Genomic DNA, 19,777 nt, shown 5'->3' with positions numbered 1-19,777 from the left:
TTTTCTGTAAAAATAGAAAATATGTAATTTTTCGACATTTTTATACAAAAGTAGATATATTTCTCGTTATATTTAAGTAAAATCTGAAAGTATTCAAATAAAAAAAGCCAGCGAATGACTGCCTGCTTTTTAAAAATTTGATTCCTTTTTTCATCACATCGTTAAACCCAGCTTTTGCATTTTTTTTACGAGGGCTGATTGACTAATACCTAAAGCCTCCGCGGCACGTCGTGTTGTCTTCGATACCTCCATTTGCTCTTTAATGATTTTCCGTTCCACATTTGCCAGGGTTTCTTTCAGCTTACCGCCTTCAGATTTTTTAGAATCCCTGCTTGGTAGCAGGTAAGGAGGTAAATCCTTTATGGATATTTCATCTTGATCCGTTGTCACAGCCAGCCTTTCGATAAAATTTTCAAGCTCTCTTATATTTCCTGGCCAGTGATACCCTTCAAAAAATTGAAGGATTTCAGGATGAAACCGTTTATTTAAATGCGTTTTTTTATTGGTTTTATTTAAAAAGTAGAACGCAAGAGGAACAATGTCAACCTTCCTTTCCCTCAATGGAGGAACCTTTATAGGTACAATGTTGAGCCGGTAATAAAGGTCCCTTCTAAAGTCATTCTTATCGACCATTTCCTCTAAATTCATATGTGTGGCTGATATGACTCGGACATCAATTTTGATGCTTTTTGTGCCGCCGACACGCATGATTTCAAATTCCTGAAGGACTCTTAATAGCTTCACCTGGAGATCGATGGGCATGTCGCCAATCTCGTCCAAAAAAATGGTTCCCCCATTTGCCAGCTCAAATAGACCGGGCTTGCCCTGACTGTTCGCCCCTGTAAAAGCTCCTTTTTCGTAGCCAAACAATTCAGATTCCAGCAAATGACTTGGGATCGCGCCACAATTTACTTTTATCAATGGCTTGGCCGCGCGGTCGCTTTCTTGGTGCATGTAATTGACAATCACTTCTTTCCCGACACCAGACTCGCCTAATATAAGGACGCCGGAATCCACCTTTGCCACCTTTCTGGCAAGATGGAAAACCTTCATGATTTCCTGGCTTTGCGCGACAACCCCATCAAGATGCATATGTATTAATTCTCTTTTTCGTAATTCTTCAATTTCATTCATATAGGTTTCGGTCATTTTTTTGGATTGATAGAGTTCGGTTTTTATGGCGTTTAATTCCGAAATATCCCTTACATTTGTTACAACGTAAATGATATCACCATTTCTATCAAATACCGGACTTCCCGTAACCAATAGTTCCTTTCCTCTCACCGATTGAATAATCGTTTGGGGTGTTTTCTTTTCTAAAACTTTCACCGTGACTGATTCTGACACGATCCCCTCTTTCACAACGGTCTTCATGTTCTTTCCAAGCAATTCTTCGCTTTTTACTCCCGTAGTTCTTGAATACGCAGCATTTACCATTATGCCCACTCCATGTTTATCTGCCACGTAAATGCCATCATAACTGGACTGAAAAATCGATACTAATATGGTTTCAATATCGTTCTTTGTAACACTATCAAGTTTCGTGATCTCTGATAGGAAAATATCAGCATTTGGATGCCTCGTTTTCATTTCATGGTCCCCCTGGTGGAATAGTTAAGTGAATTCGAAAGGTCGATTACATTTAGAATCAAAATTTAAGGTTGATTCGAATTGGAATCATTTTTCCTATTTAATTCGCTAAAAACATTTTAAGTTCCTTTGTTTTTTCTGTTTTTTGAAAAAATTAGGAGGAAATGACTATTAAGACTTGGTCCTGTCAATATAGCGGTGCCATAATACCATAAAATATAAGATAGAACTATTAACCTAGGGTTTAATTACAGTAAATGAGTGGTGAATTTAATATTTCAAGAATGTTAATTTGTTAAATTAAACTTCTAATGGCATAGAGCAAACAAATGCCCCCCAAAATGAAAGAATCTCCAACAGAATGCTGGAGATTCTTACGATTATTTTTTAAACTTATCTGGAAACTGCTTTACAACTCCCGCAGAAATAGTATCTGCCATTAGAATTATATGTGAGACCCCACCGTCAATTGAAATTATTCTTGCGTTCCAATCCTTTGCTAAGCTTGCAGATAAATCATTTGTCACAAATTTCAGATGCATATATAACAATTTTTTTAGATCTTCATTTTTTAAATGGGGATTGGCACTGCTAAGGAAAGCTGCAATATCATCAGCATTTCGATACCATTCTTTGTTTAACTGATTCACCAAGGCTTTATTTCCGTTTTTAGCCGCATCGACAATCTTTCCCGCAAGAACAATATGCTCCTTAAGCAAAGCCGTAAGTTTGTTCCCGGCTTTCTCTCCGTATACTGGCTTTACAGCATTCCCAATATCCTCCTGATTTTTCAAAAGCCTAGTCAGTACCTGCTTTTGATCCTTCGCTCCAGCTGTTGTTGCACTTGTAATATAATTACTTGTCCACAAAACATGATCTATCCAAAGTCTCCTGAATTTATTTTCGAACTTTACCTCAGATTGGCTAATGCATTTTACCTGCGGTTTAGCGAATGCACTGGTGGTGCCAGCCATCATGTTTAGTGGAAATAAAAAAATCAATCCCATTAACAATAATTTTCTCATAAAGCCTTTTCCCTCCAAAGTTAAAAAGTACCTTTTTATTATTTGTATATATGGGATTTTTATATTCATACTACAAAAAACCTTACCATAAATGTCGGTAAGGTTTTGATGTATTACAAAATTATTCTTTTGCTGCTTCGTTTACTCTTTTCTTGAAATCATCGTAGGTATTCCCTTCAAATTTTACACCATTAATAAAAATGGTAGGGGTACTAGTAATACTTAACTTATTAGCAGCGTTCATATCTTTTTCCCATGCTTCTTTTGTTTGCCCATTATTATAGGAGCTGACCACTTTTTTCACTTCTGCATCAGAGGCAATTTCACTTAATATTTCCTTTAGGAAAGATTCTGTATAAATATCCATTTGCTCTGCTTTAGAATCATCTGGTTGTTTTTTATATAATAGCTCATGGAACTGCCAAAACTTTTCGTTTCCTAACTCTTTAAATACTGCTTCGGCAAATTTTGCAGACCGAGTAGAATCAACATTGATAAACGAATAATTCATAAAATAAAACGAAGCCTTTCCAGTATCGATAAAATCCTTTTGGATATTCGGAAAAAGCGAATCATTAAAATTTTTACAATAGGGACATTTATAATCACCAAATTCAACTATCTTAACAGGGGCTGACTTTTCCCCTAAAACAGGCTGTCCTTCGTAGTCCATTGCTTCTTGTTTTGCTGTATTTGATAAAAATATTAAACCGAAGAGACATACGGCTATTAGACCAATCACCCAGAAAATAAATTTTGATTGTTTTTTCGATTGTATTGTTTTTTTGTTAACTGAAGCCATCTATTTCCCCTCTTTCTTAGTATTGTAATCTCTCCATGAATTCAAGATCTTATTGTTGATTTTTAGCAAACAATTTTGAATCTAGAGAAAGAGTAGAATTAGAATTTAGGAATAAAAAGCCTGCCATAACAGCAAAAGCTAGTTCTAATTCATACCCTGCACCTTGTCCATTTCCCATAAAGCCTGCTGCTAATTTTACTTTAAATATGGCTCCGATCATGATGAATAAAAAGAGCATTGCTATGTATCGAGTACCAAATCCGATTATTAATAACAGTCCGCCAATTAATTCAATAATGGCAACTGCGTACGCCATAAAGCCTGGTAGTCCAATACTGTCAAACCAGCTTGCGGTATTGCTTATACCACTTTGAAACTTTGAAACACCATGGATAAAAAATGATAATCCTAAGAATACCCTTAAAATAAATACCCCAACCTCTGTTTTTTTCAATTTTGCTGCTCCTTTCTTTTACATCTTTTCTTGTAGAAAATGAAAATCCAAACACTACGATGTGTAGTGTTTATTAAAATAGTATTTCCTAATAAAAGAAAATAACTTTCTTAATACACTACTCATTGTAGTGCAAGCATCCAATAATGGTCAAGAATTATTAATCATTAAAAAGATACCCATTAAATTGAGAAAGGATTGGATTTCGCTCCAACCCTTTCTCATGCAATAACTAAGATAAATAAGATTAATATAAAAACATTTAACGAAATAATTATCGAACCTGTGTCAACCTTAACAGGGATAGTTTGTTGAGGATCAATCAGTTGTTTAAGCCTGTAATCGACTGTTTCATCGGCAAAATGCACAAGAGATGTAGTAGGATTTGAATTAAAGTTCAATTTCTTCTTGATTAGCTTTAATAGCGCACTTCCCAAACCAAGTTCAGAACCCATTCGATTAATCGCAAATTCATCTGCAGCCAGTTCAATTAAAATCCTATAATTCTGATACGACCATTTTGTAAGTGGGATATACCACATCGCTTCAGAAATGATTTGTAAAATAAATACTTTAATACCATCAAAATATTTCTGATGTGAAGTTTCGTGATATATTACTGCTTCTAATTCCTTCGAATCTAACATTTCGATTAATGTATTAGAAAGCACTATTATTGGTTTACAAAAACCAAAAGTAAATGCCAATAACTCATTATTTTCAATAACAACAATGTCTTCATTTATTCTATTAAACATTTGATTCAAATGTTTAGATTTATCATTATTAATATGTTGGAGCAACTTTTTACGAAATGACCTTAACATAATGATTTGATTAACAACCTTTTTACCAATAATGATTACGGAATAAAAAATGTAGAAGTTTACCATTAGCACTATCGCATAATAGGCAAACGTTCCTCTTTCAAATAAACTTACGCAAAAATTAAAAATATTAAACAGCTCTATTGGTCCAAATAGGATATTTATCAAGTACATAACCATTTGGGCAAACAAAATGATGGCAAAGAAAAGGGCTAATCCTAATACTGCAATTGATTTATGTTTCCAGGCCATTTCATTTTCTGTCCTTTTTTAATTGTTCCAGTTTATGCTCTAGTTTTTGCAATAAATGATCATCAATATCTTTTAAGGAATCCAACATATGATTGACGACTAGTCCCCCAAATTCATCCAAAAGATTTTCCGTTAGCTTCTTTGATTGGTGGTTAATAAAATCTTCTTTGGATTTTAAAGGTTTAAAGAGAGACGTTCTTCTCTCCAATCTTTTCGTAAGGATGTTTTTATCAACAAGACGATTCATTACAGTCATAACTGTATTAAAATTTATAGGCTTCTCGTTTTCTAATTGATGCTGGACTTCTTTTATACTCATCTCATTGCCGTTCCAAAGAATGTTCATGATCTTGGCCTCGAGTGGACCGAAAAAGCGATTTAGTCCTTCTTGGTCAAAACGAAAATTATTAATTGTCATTTAACGACCACCCTTCCATTACAAATTGTAGTGTAAAATATATTTTTTTTCAATCTGATTTTATGACTACTAAAGCTCAATACACTAAAAAACAAAAACAACACAAAAAGCCAACAGATAACTGTTGACTCTCATAAAAACAAAAAGAAGGTATATAAAAGAAAACTGATTTAAACAAAAGATTCTCCCTCACCTTGCTTTAAGGATTTTATCCTGACCATCCCAGATAATAATGGCTTCGCAAGTTTTATTATTTTCCTGGTTGATTCAAGCGCCATAGAGGATTGGTATGTGCCTTCACTACTCCATACCTCACTTATGAACACTAGATTAGAATCTTCAATGGATACATTAAAGTTAAATAAATGGCAGTCAGCCAGATTTTTCATATACGCTGTAGCTTGGGTCACTAATTCAATTAACAATTCACGTTTTCCCGATTTTGCAATTAATGTACTATATATGCAATATTTACTCATGTTCATACCTCCTTTTTTCTATGGCTTTGAGAATTAATACTGATGACAATAAAAAACTACCTTAAGAAGATAAGATAGTTAAATGTTGGCGGGAGGTTAATTTTTTTATTATTATATGCTTACTTTTTAGACCAATGATGAGATTTTAATGAAAATTCGGTTAGGAAGATTTTATATCCTCTTTTCGAAAGTACGGATTCAAGTGGATAAGCACCTCTTCAATATTTTCATGTTTTCTCTTCAGTTCCTGTTTGATTTCTCTGGTTAGATCATGACCTTCTTTAATGGTTTTCTCGTGATCAATTGATATTCTAAGATCAACCAAAATATAGTGGCCATGTTCCCGCGCTCGTATCCTGTCGATTCTTTTAACTTCTCGAAATGAGGAAACGATTGATCGGTAGTCATTTAGAATTTCTGAATCAATGTTTCGTTCAAGTAATATATCAAAAGATTCCTTAAGCATTTCCCTCGCTAAATTAAAAATTAAAACTGCTACTACAATACTAGCTATTTTATCCCCGTAAAGAAGAACTTGAATGTTAAATTTATCTCCAATAATGGATAAAATCACACCCAGCGCAGCCGCTATTGATGCAACAATATCTGCTTTATGATCATATGCAATTGCTTCAATCGCCTTACTGTTTTGCACTTTCGCAACCTTTAAAGAGTATCTATAAAGTAACTCTTTAGTACCATAAGATACAATTGCCACCCACATAGCAAGAATATTTGGTGTAGATATTGGGTGAAAGAATCCTACAGCTGCCTCATATACCACATAAAGAGACACCAGGAGTAAGATTATCCCTACAATTCCTGAAACAATGATTTCTGCTTTTCCATGCCCATATGGGTGCTCCTGATCAGCAGGTTTATTTGCAATTTTAATAACTAATAGTACTATTACAGATGCAAAAACATCAGCGGCTGAATGGATTCCATCCGCAAACACCGCATCACTCTTCCCGTACCAGCCCACGATTAATTTTCCTAACGTCAAAAGAATATTACTAATAACACTTATCCAAGCAACTTTTTTTGCTAAAGATTCTCTCATATCCAATTTAATCCCACCTCAAAAAAATCACTTGAGTATCTTATCAAATAAAGTTTGGGTGGGTCTAGAGAAACATTATTGCAGAAATCTATTAATTTATCACTAATAAAACAGTTTAATAGGTTTCAAACAAAGTTGTATTAATGAAACATATTCTTTATTCAACATAAAACAATAAGAAACCAGGTTTAAAATAATATGTTGATATAATAATTAAATGGAATTCTAACTCATTTACTCAAAAATTATTTTTAAAAAGATATTTGTCCCCTTTTACTAGTCCATTCTTGTCCAACATCCCTGAATAAACTGTTAAGTGAGATTGGTTGGACAAGGAGGTAATAAAATTGGGAAGAAATAATTTCAATAATGAAATGGGCTCAACCAAAGCGTATAAAAAAGCCAATCGACCATTGTCGATTGGCTCTATTATCATTCATTCTTAAGCGGCTTTTCTTAATTCAGTTGAATCCTTTTTAGTAAATAATTGATCGATTGATAATAACCTGCTGCCGCTGATTACTAGAAAAACTGCCATTGCCAAGAAGCCTAAATCTAATTCATATCCTGCCATTTGTCCATTTCCTAATAATCCAACTGAAAGTTTTACCTTTAGGATTGCCCCAATCATTAGGAAAGAAAATAAAGCAGAAACAATTCTTGTTCCCAATCCAATGATTAAAGAGATGCCTCCAATAATTTCAAGCAAGCCTACAGCATATGCCATAAATCCTGGCAATCCAATACTACTGAACCAACCTACTATATTTTCAATTCCCCCCTGATACTTTACAATCCCATGAATTAAAAATAATACACCTAATGTCACTCTTAAAATAAGTGCTCCTACTTCGTTTTTTAATTGCATTGTTCTTCTCTCCTCTTTTATAGTTTTATTTATAAATCTCGAAACTATTTATTATTAATTCGAGATAAATAGGCAAAATGTTTTGTCTTTTTAGTTTTCCTATATGAACTTTTGTTCTCTTATAAAATACCAAACATGATTATGGAATGTCAACGGTTTTTTTGTTTATATGAAATAAAGTTTTCTAATAGAAAACTTTCTGTCTTTTCAATCTAATGCTTTTGAATCTTATTGCTTCAAGACTTCCTTCGGTTTCCACCACCAAAAAAATGAGTGTCAAATTGATATACAATTTGACACTCATTTTTGGTATGGAACACCGTTACTAATTAAACCCGAAGCACTTTAAATTGCCCGCCTCCGAATACCGAATGAATATAGTCAATTTTAGCATTATCAAAATAGACCATATATCTTTCATTGACTAAAAATTGAATTCCATCTTGCTCTATGATTTCATCATTACCTAAAGCTGACTCCTCCAGAGTCAGACGAAGCTGTGGGCCCCCTCAGCTAATTCCCATGGCTAAACGGATTAGCGGCTTTTTCCCTTCGTCAATAACATCCTGAACTTCATTTGTAATTTTTACGATTGCAGCATGAGTAATTTTAACCATGACTGTTCCTCCCTATTTCTTGTATTAAATCGGGTAATTGATATTAGCACCGACTATTCCTAACATTCCCTAAATAAAGAATCCAACAAATCTAGGTAAACGCACCGGACAACAGCTAAAAGACTTTCACATTATTATGTATAAACTTTCTTGCCGGTAACACATTATGTATAGACAATTTTGAAAGGAGTTTTACTATGCAGACAAATCAAGTACCGATTCCCAATCCACCGCCTGCAATCACCACAAAAGATTTATCTTATATAAAGGATGCTTTATCCTGGGAGCTTTTAGCGTTTAAGAAATTTCATTTTTTAGCTCAGAATGCAACCAATCCCCAATTTAAGCAAGCATTGGATAAAGCAGGACAAATGCATCAAAATCATTATCAACGTTTACTAACTCATCTACAGGTCGATAACAATTCGATATTAGCCAGCCTGCCTAAAACACAGCAGCAGTGATGTATCCGAATTAATAACTATGGAGGTTCAGTGAATGCAAAATCAACAAATGCAAAGTCAGCAACCGCAAAACCCAAATCAAATTGCCAATCCGCAATCCGGACAATTACCGAAAGTAAAAGGCCCTGAGATGAACGACCGTGACTTCTTAAATGATGGACTCAGCACCTGCAAATATTTAACGGACAGCTTAAACACTGCTGTACGTGAGGCTAGCCATGATAAACTGCATGCTGATTTACTTCAAATTTTAAACGAAACACACCAAAGCTGTCGGGAGCTGTATTTATTAATGTTCCAAAATGGCTGGTATAAGCTTGAAGCAGAGGAACAGCAAAAAGTTGACCAAGCTTATCAGCAATTTAGCAATTACTCTACACAATTCCCATATTAAGTTGGAAAGCCTGGTTGGTTAAACCAGGCTTTTGCGTTTTTAAGTTGTCATTCGCGGGGTAACTTATTCCAACTCCAAATAACGTTCAAATGGCATTTCACAAGCCTCATACTGACCTATTTTATAAAAAAACTGCCATAAAAAGGCAGTTCAATTACAAAATCTATTCCAAATTATCTAATATATTTTCATTCGGAGAATCATCTTTAAAGGTCAGAACTTCTTCAACAGGCTGATAGGACTCACCATAAAAATATTGATCTTTATATGTATGAATCAAATCATATGTTTTTTTCATCGCTTCAAAAATCATCTCTTCAGATTCATTTTTCGGTGCCCAATAGAGGATTTCCATTGCATTGATCTCATTGGTTGCCAGCGACCGCCTTTTGTACCCGATTGAATGGGCATGCTCGAAACCTTCCCGTTTATAATAATGCAGCCGCTTTTCAGTATCACTGTCTTCGTAATTAACTGGCTCTACTTCCAGAATAATCGGTTTCCCCTTTTGTTTCATTTTTTCCATCAATTTATGACCAAGTCCCTGGCCGCGGGCATTTTTTGATACAAAGAGGTAATCAATAAAAACAAAATTGTCTAGTTCAGCGTACATTAATACATGATTGGGTCCCTCATCCTTATGGTAAATATCGGAACGCTCTTTTAGCAGGGTTTCCATATGTTCTTTTGATTTCATTTCCTCAACCGGAAAGTATTGATTCAATTTTTCATACCAATGCATGGTTATACTCCTTTATGGAAAAATTTCATAAAGGAAGTATGTGTTAAATTTCAAACTCCCATTCGTCGGTTAGGACTAAATAAAGGACCAATAGAATGTTTTCTAATTCCCAATCATCCTTCTCTTCCACACCTAAACCTATTTTCGGCAGCAAAATACCGGAGATCTGCTTCGTTAATGGATTCCTTTCTGATTCAGGTAATTGTTGAAAACGGCTGACGTATGTACTTACGAGCTTCCAATCCTTCACACTGAATGATTTTAACGCCCATTCGTCAATGGAAAGATCATTTTTGGATAAACCTCTTTTTTCAATTTCTTTTTCTATTGGTGTAAGTTTCTTTTTCCGTTTCGCCTTGCGCTCGTGGACAACAATCGTGCCAGCAACGAGATCGCCAAGTCTTTTATGCTTAGAATGGAAAAATACCATAATCATGCCAAGGAAATAAGCTGTTGGCAAGGAATCAATGATACGCATTAAATTACGGATAAAGCTTGAGAGCAAGGTAATGCTATGCCCATTTTCCTGAATAACTCTTATCCCTAATAATTTTTTTCCTATCGTCCTTCCTCCTGAAAAAAACTCAAAGGCAAAGAAATACCCCCAATTAATGATAAACAAAGCAATAATCATGATGGCAATTGGAATCGTATTCTCTGCGAAAAATATCGGTAGAAATGTTTCATTGTTCATGATAATTACTAAGATAATAATAATTGAGGCATTAACTGTCCATAAAATTAATTGATCAATTAAAAAAGCGGCTGCCCGGCTGCCTAAACCGGAAAGCTGAAATTGAAGTGATACATATTCAGGTGTTTTGATATCCATTTTGTCCTGATTCAAAAGAAGTCCCCCTAAAACAAGGATGTTTTTTTCTATTTCTGTTCCTATTTTTCTACAAAATTACTATAATTAGGAATAGTAATCCAAGCCTGACTAAACAAGAAGGTGTCAAAATGAATCTAAAGCAATTTGTTAAAATGCATCGAGAAGATTGGAAACAGCTCGAACAGCTGATTTCAGCATTAAGTAAAAGCAGAAAAACCATTACTGGCGAAAATATTACGCAATTTAATCGACTTTACCAAAAAGCTGCTCAGAATTTATCGTACAGTCAGACCTACTTCCCAAATGATGAAGTTACACAATATTTAAATGGACTTGTTGCTAAATCCCATAATCTTTTATACAAGGATCAAGTTTCAAGCTTTAAACAAATTCGATATTTTTTCGGAACCAAATTTGTCGGCCTGTTTTTAGAACAATGGAAATTCGTTGTGGTTGCGATGTTACTTTTTACCATCGGTGCATTGGGGAGCTTTATTTCAGTCTATAATGATCCCCTTCATATTTATTCTCTAATTCCGGCCAATATCGCTCAAGGAGTTGACCCTGAACAAGTTGGCAGCGATCGTGGTGCAGTAGATTCTTCCCTGATGTCTGCAAGTATCATGACGAATAACATCAAAGTAGCAATATTAGCCTTTGCAGGAGGTATCACCTTTGGGTTATTAACTGTTTATTTACTTGTCTACAATGGCATCCTAATTGGAGCGCTTGCTGCCCTATTCTGGCACCACGACAAATCCTATGATTTTTGGGCCTTTATTGTCCCCCATGGCATGATCGAACTTACAGCCATTTTTATTGCTGGTGGTGCAGGGTTATTAATGGGCTACAAGTTGTTTGTCCCGGGGCAGCATACAAGAGGTTACCAATTAAAGAATCAAGCCAAGCGCTCCGTTCAGCTTCTGTTAGGAACGATTCCGCTTTTTGTTATTGCAGGAGTGATTGAGGGCTTTATCACACCTGCCGCGATTTCTTTAGAAGCAAAATACCTAGTCGCTTTCTTAACAGTCGTTGGCTTAATCCTTTATGTCATCATTGGCAGGTTAAGACTGACGAAAACTAAAACTATAAAAGGTTTTGATTCATAATGGCAATATAATGGGAAACGGCCCTTATCGCCAATTTTTCTTCTTGGGCCTCGATCATTTGGAGGCCCTGTTTTTCCCATTTATTTTTCTCTCTTTTCTTAATCAGATTTTGCTGCTCAGCAATACTTTTTAGCATTGCCGTCTGAACATCGATTGGCTCCTCATTTATTCTTCGTTGTAATGAACGATCCTCAATTCCGATCATTAAAAACAGATGTCGTTGTCTAAGCTTCTTTAAATAGATAAGGGCACTTTCTTCATGGAGAAAGGTGCGAACATCACTAAATAACAGGAGCAGACTTCGCTTCTTTTGGACCATTTCTAAATATTGAAGGACTGCGGCATAATTGGATTCTGCTGCATCTACTTTCAAGTTGTAGATGGCTTGCAGGATAGTCTGGAGGTGAGCCATCCCTTTCGCTGGCGGGACATAAACTTTTATTTCATTTGAGAAAGCCAGCACAGACACATAATCTCCCTTTTGAAGGGCAGCCGCCGTACAGGTCATTGCCGCCTCAATTGTTCTTTCTAAGCGGTTTCCCTTCTTTAATTCGGCCCCCATCATTCTTCCGCAATCAATTAAGATCGTGATATACTTGCCATGCTCCGGTTCATATTCATTTGTCATGACTTCATGAAGTTTCGCCGTTTGTCGCCAGTTAATTTTTCGCGGATCATCCCCGACCACATAGCTTCTTATTTTTGAGAAATCACCAGCACCGCTTCGCATTCTGCGAATCTTTAGCCCTTCATGAAGCAAAAATTGCTGGGCATTTTCTAAATATTGCTTTGTCTCGGTTAAATCAGGAATAACCTTTATTGAATCGGCTAAATCCACAGTTACCTGCTTTTCCCACAATCCTAAAAGACTGCGATATCGAAAATATAGCTTTTGAATCTCATATTGACCTCTTTCTTGAGCAATCGTTTCATATGAGACCGCTCCGGCAGATTCCTTAGGGATTGATCCAACAAGTGGAAATCCCTGTTCAAAGGATTGCGGGAGTCCATCTATCAGGCGATATGAAAAAGGATAAACTGATTCATTCTTTATATTAATTTTGAAAGAATAGGTAATCCCCCTTTCCATCTCTTCTGAAAGTGAACGACTAAAGAAAAGCTGATTTTTTCTTGGTGATAACAAAAGATCTGCAAGACTTACCAAAAAAACGAATCCATTTACGAACAAGACATATCCCCATGAATAAACTCCCCAAAAAGACCCAAGCGTTAAGAAAAGGGAAAAAATAAAAAATAGGAGCAATAATCGATTTGTCGGCAATATCCCTCTATCTTGGAACAGGAACCGAGCCCACAAGCTCTTCAATGATTTGGTCAACGGTTGCTCCCTCCAATTCCACATGCGGGGATAATTGAATCCGGTGTCTTAGGGCCGGTTTGGCCGTCATTTTCACATCATCTGGGGTTACATAATTTCTACCATTTAGGTAGGCCCAGGCTTGAGCCGCTTTTCCAATCGATATTCCTGCTCTTGTACTTGCCCCAAAGCGAATCGATTCTGATTCCCTAGTTCTCCGAACAATTTGCATGATGTAATCGATCACATTCTCACTTACAGTTACTTTCTCAATCTCTCTTCTAATGGAAACAAACGTATCCATTTCTAGAACGTTAGTGATAAATGTTTCATCAAAGCTTTTTTCAATGACTTGTTTTAGTACATCCTTCTCTTCTTCAAACGAAGGGAAATCAATATGAAGCTTAAACAGAAAGCGATCCTGCTGTGCTTCAGGGAGCGGATAGGTTCCTTCGAATTCAATTGGATTTTGTGTGGCCACGACAAAAAATACTTCCGGCAGTTGATAGGTTTCACCTTGGATCGTTACTTGCTTTTCCTCCATAGCTTCCAAAAGAGCCGCTTGTGTTTTTGCAGGTGTCCGGTTAATTTCATCCGCCAAAAGAATATTTGTAAAAATAGGACCCTTTATGGTTTGAAAGGTACTATCCTTTAGGTTGTATATCGTGCTTCCTGTGATATCACTGGGAAGTAGATCAGGGGTAAATTGGATCCGGTTAAAGCTTCCACCGAGCAGACCAGCAAGCGTCCGAACCATTTGTGTTTTGCCTGTTCCAGGGACCCCCTCAAGCAAGACATGTCCTCCTGCTAATATCGCAGATAAAAGGAGCCTTAAATTTAGGCTTTGTCCTAATATTCTCTCCTCATATTTATCTAAAAAGGATGTTAACTCCGTTTTCATCCCGCCTCAACCTCTTTCCTCAATTGATCTAACTTTTTTGACCAAAGCAAGTATTCCTGCTTACTGATTTTTTCTTTTTCTAAAACTTGTGTCAATCCATTGATAAATGGCCGAATTTCACTAGTCGGTATTTGCTGCCATTTTCGCTCCAAATAATTAGGAAGATCCATCCATTTCCGACTGTAGGGAATCCCCCATCGTTCTTGGAGAAGAAGTTTTACATAGTCAGCTTGAATGATTATCGAATCATGATAGCGCCTGCCTTTAAGATACCAGGCTGTTAAGGCACGAATTCCTTCATCACTAAAGCGGACTGTTTCCTCCCTTGGCATGAAAATCGGGCCAAATCGCTTTCCTTTCAACCATAACCAAAGAATGATAACTACTGCTCCCTGAAGTAAAATAAGCAATAACCATTTAGGAAATGCCGACATAAACCCTGTGTCATTCCATTGGCCATGAATGTATTCGTCAAACAAAATCGCGTTTGAATTTCCTTCTTTTATTAATAGTAGAATTTGAGACAAATTATCTAACTTTAGGATATTCTGATTTGTCATCCATTCAGGTGATACCGCAACAATCAATCGTCCCTTGCCGATGGTACGTTTTAAGGCAATAGGACCTAAATGATCATGAAAAAGGATTTTGTCTTGACCGCTTGGCTTCAAGCGCTGACTACTTTTCACTTTTGACTTTACCACTCTATTCTCATTATCAAAGATAGTAGTAGGAGCATCATTCTTAGTGGATACGGTTTTAACGTCAAACATCCCTTTAGGATTGTCTTTTAATAACAAAATCGTGTTTCCATCTTCCATAAAAGAGACGTATTTTTGCATTTCCTCTTTGGTTAGCTGAATAGACGGCTCGATCATAATAAGGAGCTTATTCTTTGCAGTATGGGGCAGCAATTCTGGCGGCTTCCCCCAAATGGCAACATCCGTTTCTTTATTTAAGTATGTATAAATAGCCTTTACACCGGTGGGGGAGGGAGAATCCGTCACATATCTTGGAAAGGGCTGTGGCTTTGGTGAAAAGGTGAAGTAACTTATAAGGATAAAAAGGATTAGTACCGATATAAGCCAAAGCCAAGTTTTCCTGCTTGAATACATATTTTTCAATGTGTCTCCTTCCTCCCCACTTCTTGACGCTCTTCTTCAAGCAGCCAATTTTTTACCCCATTTTTAAATGGCAGGAACGCCTCTTTTTCAATCTTTTGTTCGCCATAAGTTACTTGATCGAAAAAAGAAGCAAGGCTATAAAATTGATCAGCACTTTCCCTATTGACTTTACGAAGTTCCTCATAATAATCCCAATTCGTTTTCCACATTCTTGCCTCAAGCCAACCCTTTTCATGGAAGTAAAGCAATAAAGCTAAGAATAAATGGCGGGTTGCTAGAGTGTAATCTGCGAAAGATTCTTGCCGCCTTGCTTCTTGTAAGTGCTGTTGAAACGACCAATTTATTTCCTGTAATGATTTGAGCGGTTTTTGCTCCCGGTGCAGACGGTTTCGCCTGTTATTACGGATAAGGAAAAAAGCAACAACCGCTAAACCTATTATTACGATAGCAATGATGGCAATTAGGATTGGGCCAGAAAGTCGACTGGCAGATGAGATAGAAGGAAACAAGTTTTCCAGCTTGTTACTTATCCATTCTTTCGCCTGTTCCCACAAAGTTTCCAGAAAGCCCTTTGTTTGATTGTTGTAGACCTGGTATTCCTTCATACTTAAGATATCTTTTAATTCATTTCGTGCCTTGTTAGCATCCAGCAAAAACAATCACCTAACTTTAAATCGGTTATTTATTTCAAATAATAGTCTTCAATCATTTCTTTAATATCATCAGCATCATGTCTAGTTTTTAAATCCAGATACATAACCGCATATCCGACAGTGAAAAACATTGTCGTAATGATCGTTATAAGGTTACTAATGATCGATAACAACACACTGTTTCCTAAGGAGAGTCCTAAACTCGCTTGTACAGCAAAACTAATACTAGAGATTATCAAGTAAAATACAATATAAAGCCCCAATAATGGCCAAGTGCGTTTCTTGGTTATCCTCCAGCTTCTTGAAAGGCCCGGTGATTGACGATCAAGTACGACCGAAGCAAAATAAAAACTCCAGCGGGTTATTAGTAAACCAATTACCAATGCGAAAGCAATAAAAAGCAATACCCCTGTAAGAATTCCAACTATTGGATGCCCAAGTGCCGAAACTCCGAAGCCAGCACCAGTAATGATGGCCACAGGAATTAGGATGATTCCAAACACGATTAGGCCAAATAACAGCGAACTCCCTAGCATGGGCCAAAATCTTGAAAAAGCTTCTTTTATCACTAAGCCTGATGAATATTCTTCATTTTCCCTAATGTGATTAACCGCAAAAAGCACTGCAGCTTCTGCAACGGGAAACAGAAGGAAACTTACAATTGCTATCACAATTACTCCTATATCTGCACTGATACTGCTGGTTTCGAATGTTCCTGACTCTTCAAAGCTTGAAAGCATTTTTTCAAACCAATCACTCCCACTCCCAACCTGTCTAAAAAAGCTAGTCCCCGACATAAGCTGAAGGATGGCTTGAATTAAATAAACAGGTCCCATTAAAATAAGTACAATCAGGAAAAACTCCTTAAAATGTTTTTTACATAAATTAAACGTGTGATCCAGAATTTCACCAAATCCTTTTGGTTTCGTAAATTTCGAATCCAAATCAATTTCCCCCTATCTAATAGAAATATATTTAAGGTTTATTTTATCAGTATTCTACCAGAATAAGTGTAAAAAGTTATTAAAAAATGGAAAATATGGGTGTTTTTGAGCAGATACACCTTCTTTATGTTTGTTGACAAATGAGTTCAATTCGAATAGCATTTTGACTATACAATTAGAAATCTGACCGGACAGTCATTTTTTGGAGGGTTTATTTTGCGGGAAAAGGAAAAGATTATTATTGAGTCGGGGATGAAGTTATTTGCCAGCAAAGGCTTTTCTTCAACCTCCATTCAAGAAATTGCAACAGAAAGCGGCATCTCTAAAGGGGCATTTTATTTACATTTTAAATCAAAAGATGAATTATTACTTGCCATTTTGGAGTATATCTTTGAAACGGTTCACTCTAGTATCTCCATATATGAACAGCAAAATTTGTCCCCACGAGATAAATTTATCAAACAATTATCTTCGCTCTTTGGTACTTTTTTAGGGCATAAAGAGTTTTTAATCATGCTTTCAAAAGAACAAGCCATTCCAAGGAATGAAAAAATTAAAGACCTTATGTTTAGCAAGCACTATGAGAATCACCTTCTTTTTCGTAAAGGATTAAGGGATATTTATGGAAACAATATAGAAGCTTATACCGTTGATCTGGCCTTGATACTTGAAGGATTATTTCAATCCTATATGAAATTGATGTTTTTTGAGCCAAATGGGTTCGATTTTGATGGTTTGACTCAGTATTTAATGAGACGATTAGATAGTATTGTAAAAGATATTACGTCTGAACCGCCATTTTTAACAGAAGATAAGATTAAAACCGTACTGATAAAATCAAAGGGTCTCTTTGAAAATATTGACATCCATCAAATAGTACAAAAGATGAGAGAAGAATTAAGTCATCTAGATAATAAAGAATCGTTGGAAATATCACTGGATGTTCTGGAAGAGGAAATTAAAAAAGAAAGTCCACGAATTCCAGTAATCAAAGGTATGTTATTTAACTTTAAGGATGTTGGTGAATTTAAAGCATATACGAGTTCCATTGCGTCTTATTATGGATTTGAGGATTAATCAAATCCATACTTTTTGATTTTTATTGACTGACCAGACATACGGGTGTATAATGACTCAGCGGTCAATAATTGCTAAAACGAATAAACACTATGGATAGGAGACATAAATATGGGAATACAAGAAAAAGGGATTAATACCCGATTAGTCATAACCGGCTTAATCATTGGTATGTTCTTTAGTGCCCTCGAGCAAACAATTGTCGGGACAGCCATGCCAACAATTATTGCTGAGTTAAATGGCTTCAAAATTTTTGCCTGGGTAACAACTGCCTACATGATTACCTCGACAACAATAGTACCAATTGTCGGAAAGCTATCTGACCTTTATGGCAGACGGTCTCTCTATTTACTCGGAACCATCATCTTCATCATAGGTTCGGGTCTATGTGCTACAGCGACCAACATGGAACAATTGGTCCTCTATCGTGGACTTCAAGGAATTGGCGGCGGAATGATTATGCCGCTTTCACAAACAATTATCGGTGACATCTTTACAGCTGAACAACGAGCAAAATGGCAAGGTATCTTTGGCGGTCTCTTTGGATTAAGTTCCGTTATTGGCCCGTTCCTTGGCGGTCTGATTGTCGACCATATCAGCTGGCATTGGATTTTCCTCATTAACGTGCCTTTCGGCTTATTATCTGCGTTATTAATCTTTGCCGGATTAAAAAATGAAAATGCTGCTGCGAAAAAAGAAAAAGTGAACATCGATTATTTAGGAATTATTACCCTGATACCAGCAATTGTATTGCTCTTGCTTGGTTTAACCTTTGGCGGCGATAAATTTGCCTGGGCATCCACCAAATCCTTCCTGATTTTCGGAGGAGCAATTGTCCTATTTATTATTTTCGGATTTATTGAGAAAAAAGCAGTTGAACCTATTTTAGATTTATCCTTTTTTAAAAATCGTATTTTTGCCACAATGAATGGCTTAGGATTTTTGTTAGGGCTTGGCTGTTTGGGGCGATTATGTTCGTACCAATGTATATGCAAGGAATTCTAGGGGTTTCACCAACTCAAGCTGGTTCTACGATGACTCCGATGATGATTGCTATGATTGCAGCAAGTATTATTGGCGGTCAATTATTGCTTAGATTTAGCTTCCGTTCGGTATTAACAGCCGGAATGGTACTCGCAGGTCTAGGATTTTATTTGATGAGCACCATGGGATTGGATTCTAGCGAATTTACAGCATACGCCTATATGGTCGTTCTTGGTTTAGGAATGGGATTGGTAATGCCTACGTTGATGATTGCGATTCAAAATGAATTTCCAAAATCACAGTTAGGTACAGTTACATCTGCGTCCACTTTCTTCCGTTCTATTGGCGGTACGATCGGCATAACAATTTTAAACTCCGTCATGAACCATTCTCTTGAAACAAAAATGGCCGATATAGCTAAAAATACTGACAACCCTGTTGCTCACGGAGCTTTAGAAACTCTTTCCGATAAAACAGATGCACTTTTTGGACTATTACTCAACCCAGGGCTTTTAAAACTACCTGGTGATATACAAAAAATCGTCATTCACGGGATTGAAACGGCTTGGTCAGAATCCTTTACAACCGTCTTTTTAACAGGTCTAATTTTTATTGCAATTGGTGTATTAGTTGCTCTATCTGTTGGTAAAGGCCGTATTAAAAAGGACAATGAACTTACCCAAGAAAAGGAACAATCAGAAAAGTCCTTTGGACGGGAAGCAACTGAATAAGTTTAAAATGAAAACAAGGCATGTAATAATGCCTTGTTTTTCACATTAGTCCCCTGCTATTTCTTCACCGCCTAATTGATTTGAAAAAGCTAGAAAAACCGTTAGCCAA

The 19,777-nt window shown here is 36.3% G+C and carries 22 protein-coding genes; 6 read left to right on the top strand and 16 right to left on the bottom strand.

Annotated features, from left to right (window positions below):
* Positions 1 to 153 precede the first annotated feature (153 nt).
* From AC59HZ_RS16395 to AC59HZ_RS16355, 9 genes are all read right to left on the bottom strand, one after another.
* On the bottom strand, positions 154 to 1,590 hold the full coding sequence (locus AC59HZ_RS16395) for a sigma-54 interaction domain-containing protein (protein ID WP_496546861.1): 1,437 nt from the start codon (positions 1,588 to 1,590) through the stop codon (positions 154 to 156).
* 380 nt (positions 1,591 to 1,970) lie between these two features.
* Positions 1,971 to 2,615, bottom strand: coding sequence for a glycosyltransferase (locus tag AC59HZ_RS16390; RefSeq protein WP_496546860.1), 645 nt, complete (start codon positions 2,613 to 2,615; stop codon positions 1,971 to 1,973).
* Positions 2,616 to 2,736: 121 nt separating this feature from the next.
* Positions 2,737 to 3,417: a DsbA family protein gene (locus AC59HZ_RS16385; RefSeq protein ID WP_496546859.1), complete on the bottom strand. Its 681-nt coding sequence runs from the start codon at positions 3,415 to 3,417 to the stop codon at positions 2,737 to 2,739.
* Positions 3,418 to 3,466: 49 nt separating this feature from the next.
* The gene (locus AC59HZ_RS16380) at positions 3,467 to 3,871 is read right to left on the bottom strand and encodes a DoxX family protein (protein ID WP_496546858.1); all 405 of its coding nucleotides are present in this window, start codon (positions 3,869 to 3,871) and stop codon (positions 3,467 to 3,469) included.
* A gap of 221 nt (positions 3,872 to 4,092) precedes the next feature.
* The gene (locus AC59HZ_RS16375; RefSeq protein WP_496546857.1) at positions 4,093 to 4,950 is read right to left on the bottom strand and encodes a M56 family metallopeptidase; all 858 of its coding nucleotides are present in this window, start codon (positions 4,948 to 4,950) and stop codon (positions 4,093 to 4,095) included.
* A gap of 1 nt (position 4,951) precedes the next feature.
* Positions 4,952 to 5,368, bottom strand: coding sequence for a BlaI/MecI/CopY family transcriptional regulator (locus AC59HZ_RS16370; RefSeq protein ID WP_496546856.1), 417 nt, complete (start codon positions 5,366 to 5,368; stop codon positions 4,952 to 4,954).
* Between the two features lie 170 nt (positions 5,369 to 5,538).
* Complete coding sequence (locus AC59HZ_RS16365; RefSeq protein WP_496546855.1) at positions 5,539 to 5,847, bottom strand: putative quinol monooxygenase; 309 nt, start codon at positions 5,845 to 5,847, stop codon at positions 5,539 to 5,541.
* Positions 5,848 to 6,007: 160 nt separating this feature from the next.
* Positions 6,008 to 6,910 (bottom strand): cation diffusion facilitator family transporter, encoded by a 903-nt coding sequence (locus AC59HZ_RS16360; RefSeq protein WP_496547065.1) that lies wholly within the window; start codon positions 6,908 to 6,910, stop codon positions 6,008 to 6,010.
* 442 nt (positions 6,911 to 7,352) lie between these two features.
* Positions 7,353 to 7,778: a DoxX family protein gene (locus tag AC59HZ_RS16355; protein ID WP_496546854.1), complete on the bottom strand. Its 426-nt coding sequence runs from the start codon at positions 7,776 to 7,778 to the stop codon at positions 7,353 to 7,355.
* An 814-nt stretch (positions 7,779 to 8,592) separates the two neighbouring features.
* Between AC59HZ_RS16355 and AC59HZ_RS16350 the strand changes: the two genes are divergently transcribed.
* Together AC59HZ_RS16350 and AC59HZ_RS16345 are read left to right on the top strand one after the other, a co-directional pair.
* Positions 8,593 to 8,859 (top strand): ferritin-like domain-containing protein, encoded by a 267-nt coding sequence (locus AC59HZ_RS16350; protein ID WP_496546853.1) that lies wholly within the window; start codon positions 8,593 to 8,595, stop codon positions 8,857 to 8,859.
* Positions 8,860 to 8,893: 34 nt separating this feature from the next.
* Positions 8,894 to 9,253, top strand: a complete 360-nt coding sequence (locus AC59HZ_RS16345; protein ID WP_496546852.1) for a spore coat protein — start codon at positions 8,894 to 8,896, stop codon at positions 9,251 to 9,253.
* 163 nt (positions 9,254 to 9,416) lie between these two features.
* Here AC59HZ_RS16345 and AC59HZ_RS16340 read toward each other — a convergent pair whose 3' ends face one another.
* Positions 9,417 to 9,995: a GNAT family N-acetyltransferase gene (locus AC59HZ_RS16340; RefSeq protein ID WP_496546851.1), complete on the bottom strand. Its 579-nt coding sequence runs from the start codon at positions 9,993 to 9,995 to the stop codon at positions 9,417 to 9,419.
* A gap of 43 nt (positions 9,996 to 10,038) precedes the next feature.
* Entirely contained in the window at positions 10,039 to 10,842 is an 804-nt protein-coding gene (locus AC59HZ_RS16335) for an RDD family protein (RefSeq protein WP_496546850.1), read from the bottom strand.
* Positions 10,843 to 10,955: 113 nt separating this feature from the next.
* Between AC59HZ_RS16335 and AC59HZ_RS16330 the strand changes: the two genes are divergently transcribed.
* Complete coding sequence (locus tag AC59HZ_RS16330; RefSeq protein WP_496546849.1) at positions 10,956 to 11,936, top strand: stage II sporulation protein M; 981 nt, start codon at positions 10,956 to 10,958, stop codon at positions 11,934 to 11,936.
* On the opposite strand, the gene AC59HZ_RS16325 is transcribed toward AC59HZ_RS16330, so the two are convergent.
* The 5 genes from AC59HZ_RS16325 to AC59HZ_RS16305 are packed head-to-tail and all read right to left on the bottom strand — an operon-like array spanning position 11,914 to position 16,876.
* Positions 11,914 to 13,275, bottom strand: a complete 1,362-nt coding sequence (locus AC59HZ_RS16325; RefSeq protein ID WP_496546848.1) for a DUF58 domain-containing protein — start codon at positions 13,273 to 13,275, stop codon at positions 11,914 to 11,916. The genes AC59HZ_RS16330 and AC59HZ_RS16325 overlap by 23 nt on opposite strands.
* Positions 13,226 to 14,155 (bottom strand): AAA family ATPase, encoded by a 930-nt coding sequence (locus AC59HZ_RS16320; RefSeq protein ID WP_496546847.1) that lies wholly within the window; start codon positions 14,153 to 14,155, stop codon positions 13,226 to 13,228. Before AC59HZ_RS16320 ends, AC59HZ_RS16325 begins: the two co-directional genes overlap by 50 nt.
* Positions 14,152 to 15,270: a DUF4350 domain-containing protein gene (locus AC59HZ_RS16315; protein ID WP_496547064.1), complete on the bottom strand. Its 1,119-nt coding sequence runs from the start codon at positions 15,268 to 15,270 to the stop codon at positions 14,152 to 14,154. Before AC59HZ_RS16315 ends, AC59HZ_RS16320 begins: the two co-directional genes overlap by 4 nt.
* Before the next feature lie 5 nt (positions 15,271 to 15,275).
* Entirely contained in the window at positions 15,276 to 15,932 is a 657-nt protein-coding gene (locus tag AC59HZ_RS16310) for a DUF4129 domain-containing protein (protein WP_496546846.1), read from the bottom strand.
* Between the two features lie 29 nt (positions 15,933 to 15,961).
* On the bottom strand, positions 15,962 to 16,876 hold the full coding sequence (locus tag AC59HZ_RS16305; protein ID WP_496546845.1) for a DUF7847 domain-containing protein: 915 nt from the start codon (positions 16,874 to 16,876) through the stop codon (positions 15,962 to 15,964).
* A 216-nt stretch (positions 16,877 to 17,092) separates the two neighbouring features.
* On the opposite strand from AC59HZ_RS16305, the gene AC59HZ_RS16300 reads away from it, so the two are divergent.
* The 3 genes from AC59HZ_RS16300 to AC59HZ_RS16290 all read left to right on the top strand — a co-directional run bounded on the left by AC59HZ_RS16300 (position 17,093) and on the right by AC59HZ_RS16290 (position 19,668).
* Complete coding sequence (locus tag AC59HZ_RS16300; protein ID WP_496546844.1) at positions 17,093 to 17,953, top strand: TetR/AcrR family transcriptional regulator; 861 nt, start codon at positions 17,093 to 17,095, stop codon at positions 17,951 to 17,953.
* Positions 17,954 to 18,064: 111 nt separating this feature from the next.
* Entirely contained in the window at positions 18,065 to 18,958 is an 894-nt protein-coding gene (locus AC59HZ_RS16295; RefSeq protein WP_496546843.1) for an MFS transporter, read from the top strand.
* A complete protein-coding gene (locus AC59HZ_RS16290) occupies positions 18,943 to 19,668 on the top strand; it encodes an MFS transporter (RefSeq protein ID WP_496546842.1) in 726 nt (241 codons plus the stop codon). Before AC59HZ_RS16295 ends, AC59HZ_RS16290 begins: the two co-directional genes overlap by 16 nt.
* Positions 19,669 to 19,777: the final 109 nt, after the last annotated feature.

The sequence above is a fragment of the Neobacillus sp. DZ-9 genome (assembly GCF_059587065.1).
Note: the sequence above shows the minus strand (reverse complement) of the source record. Positions and strands in the feature narration are given on the sequence as shown.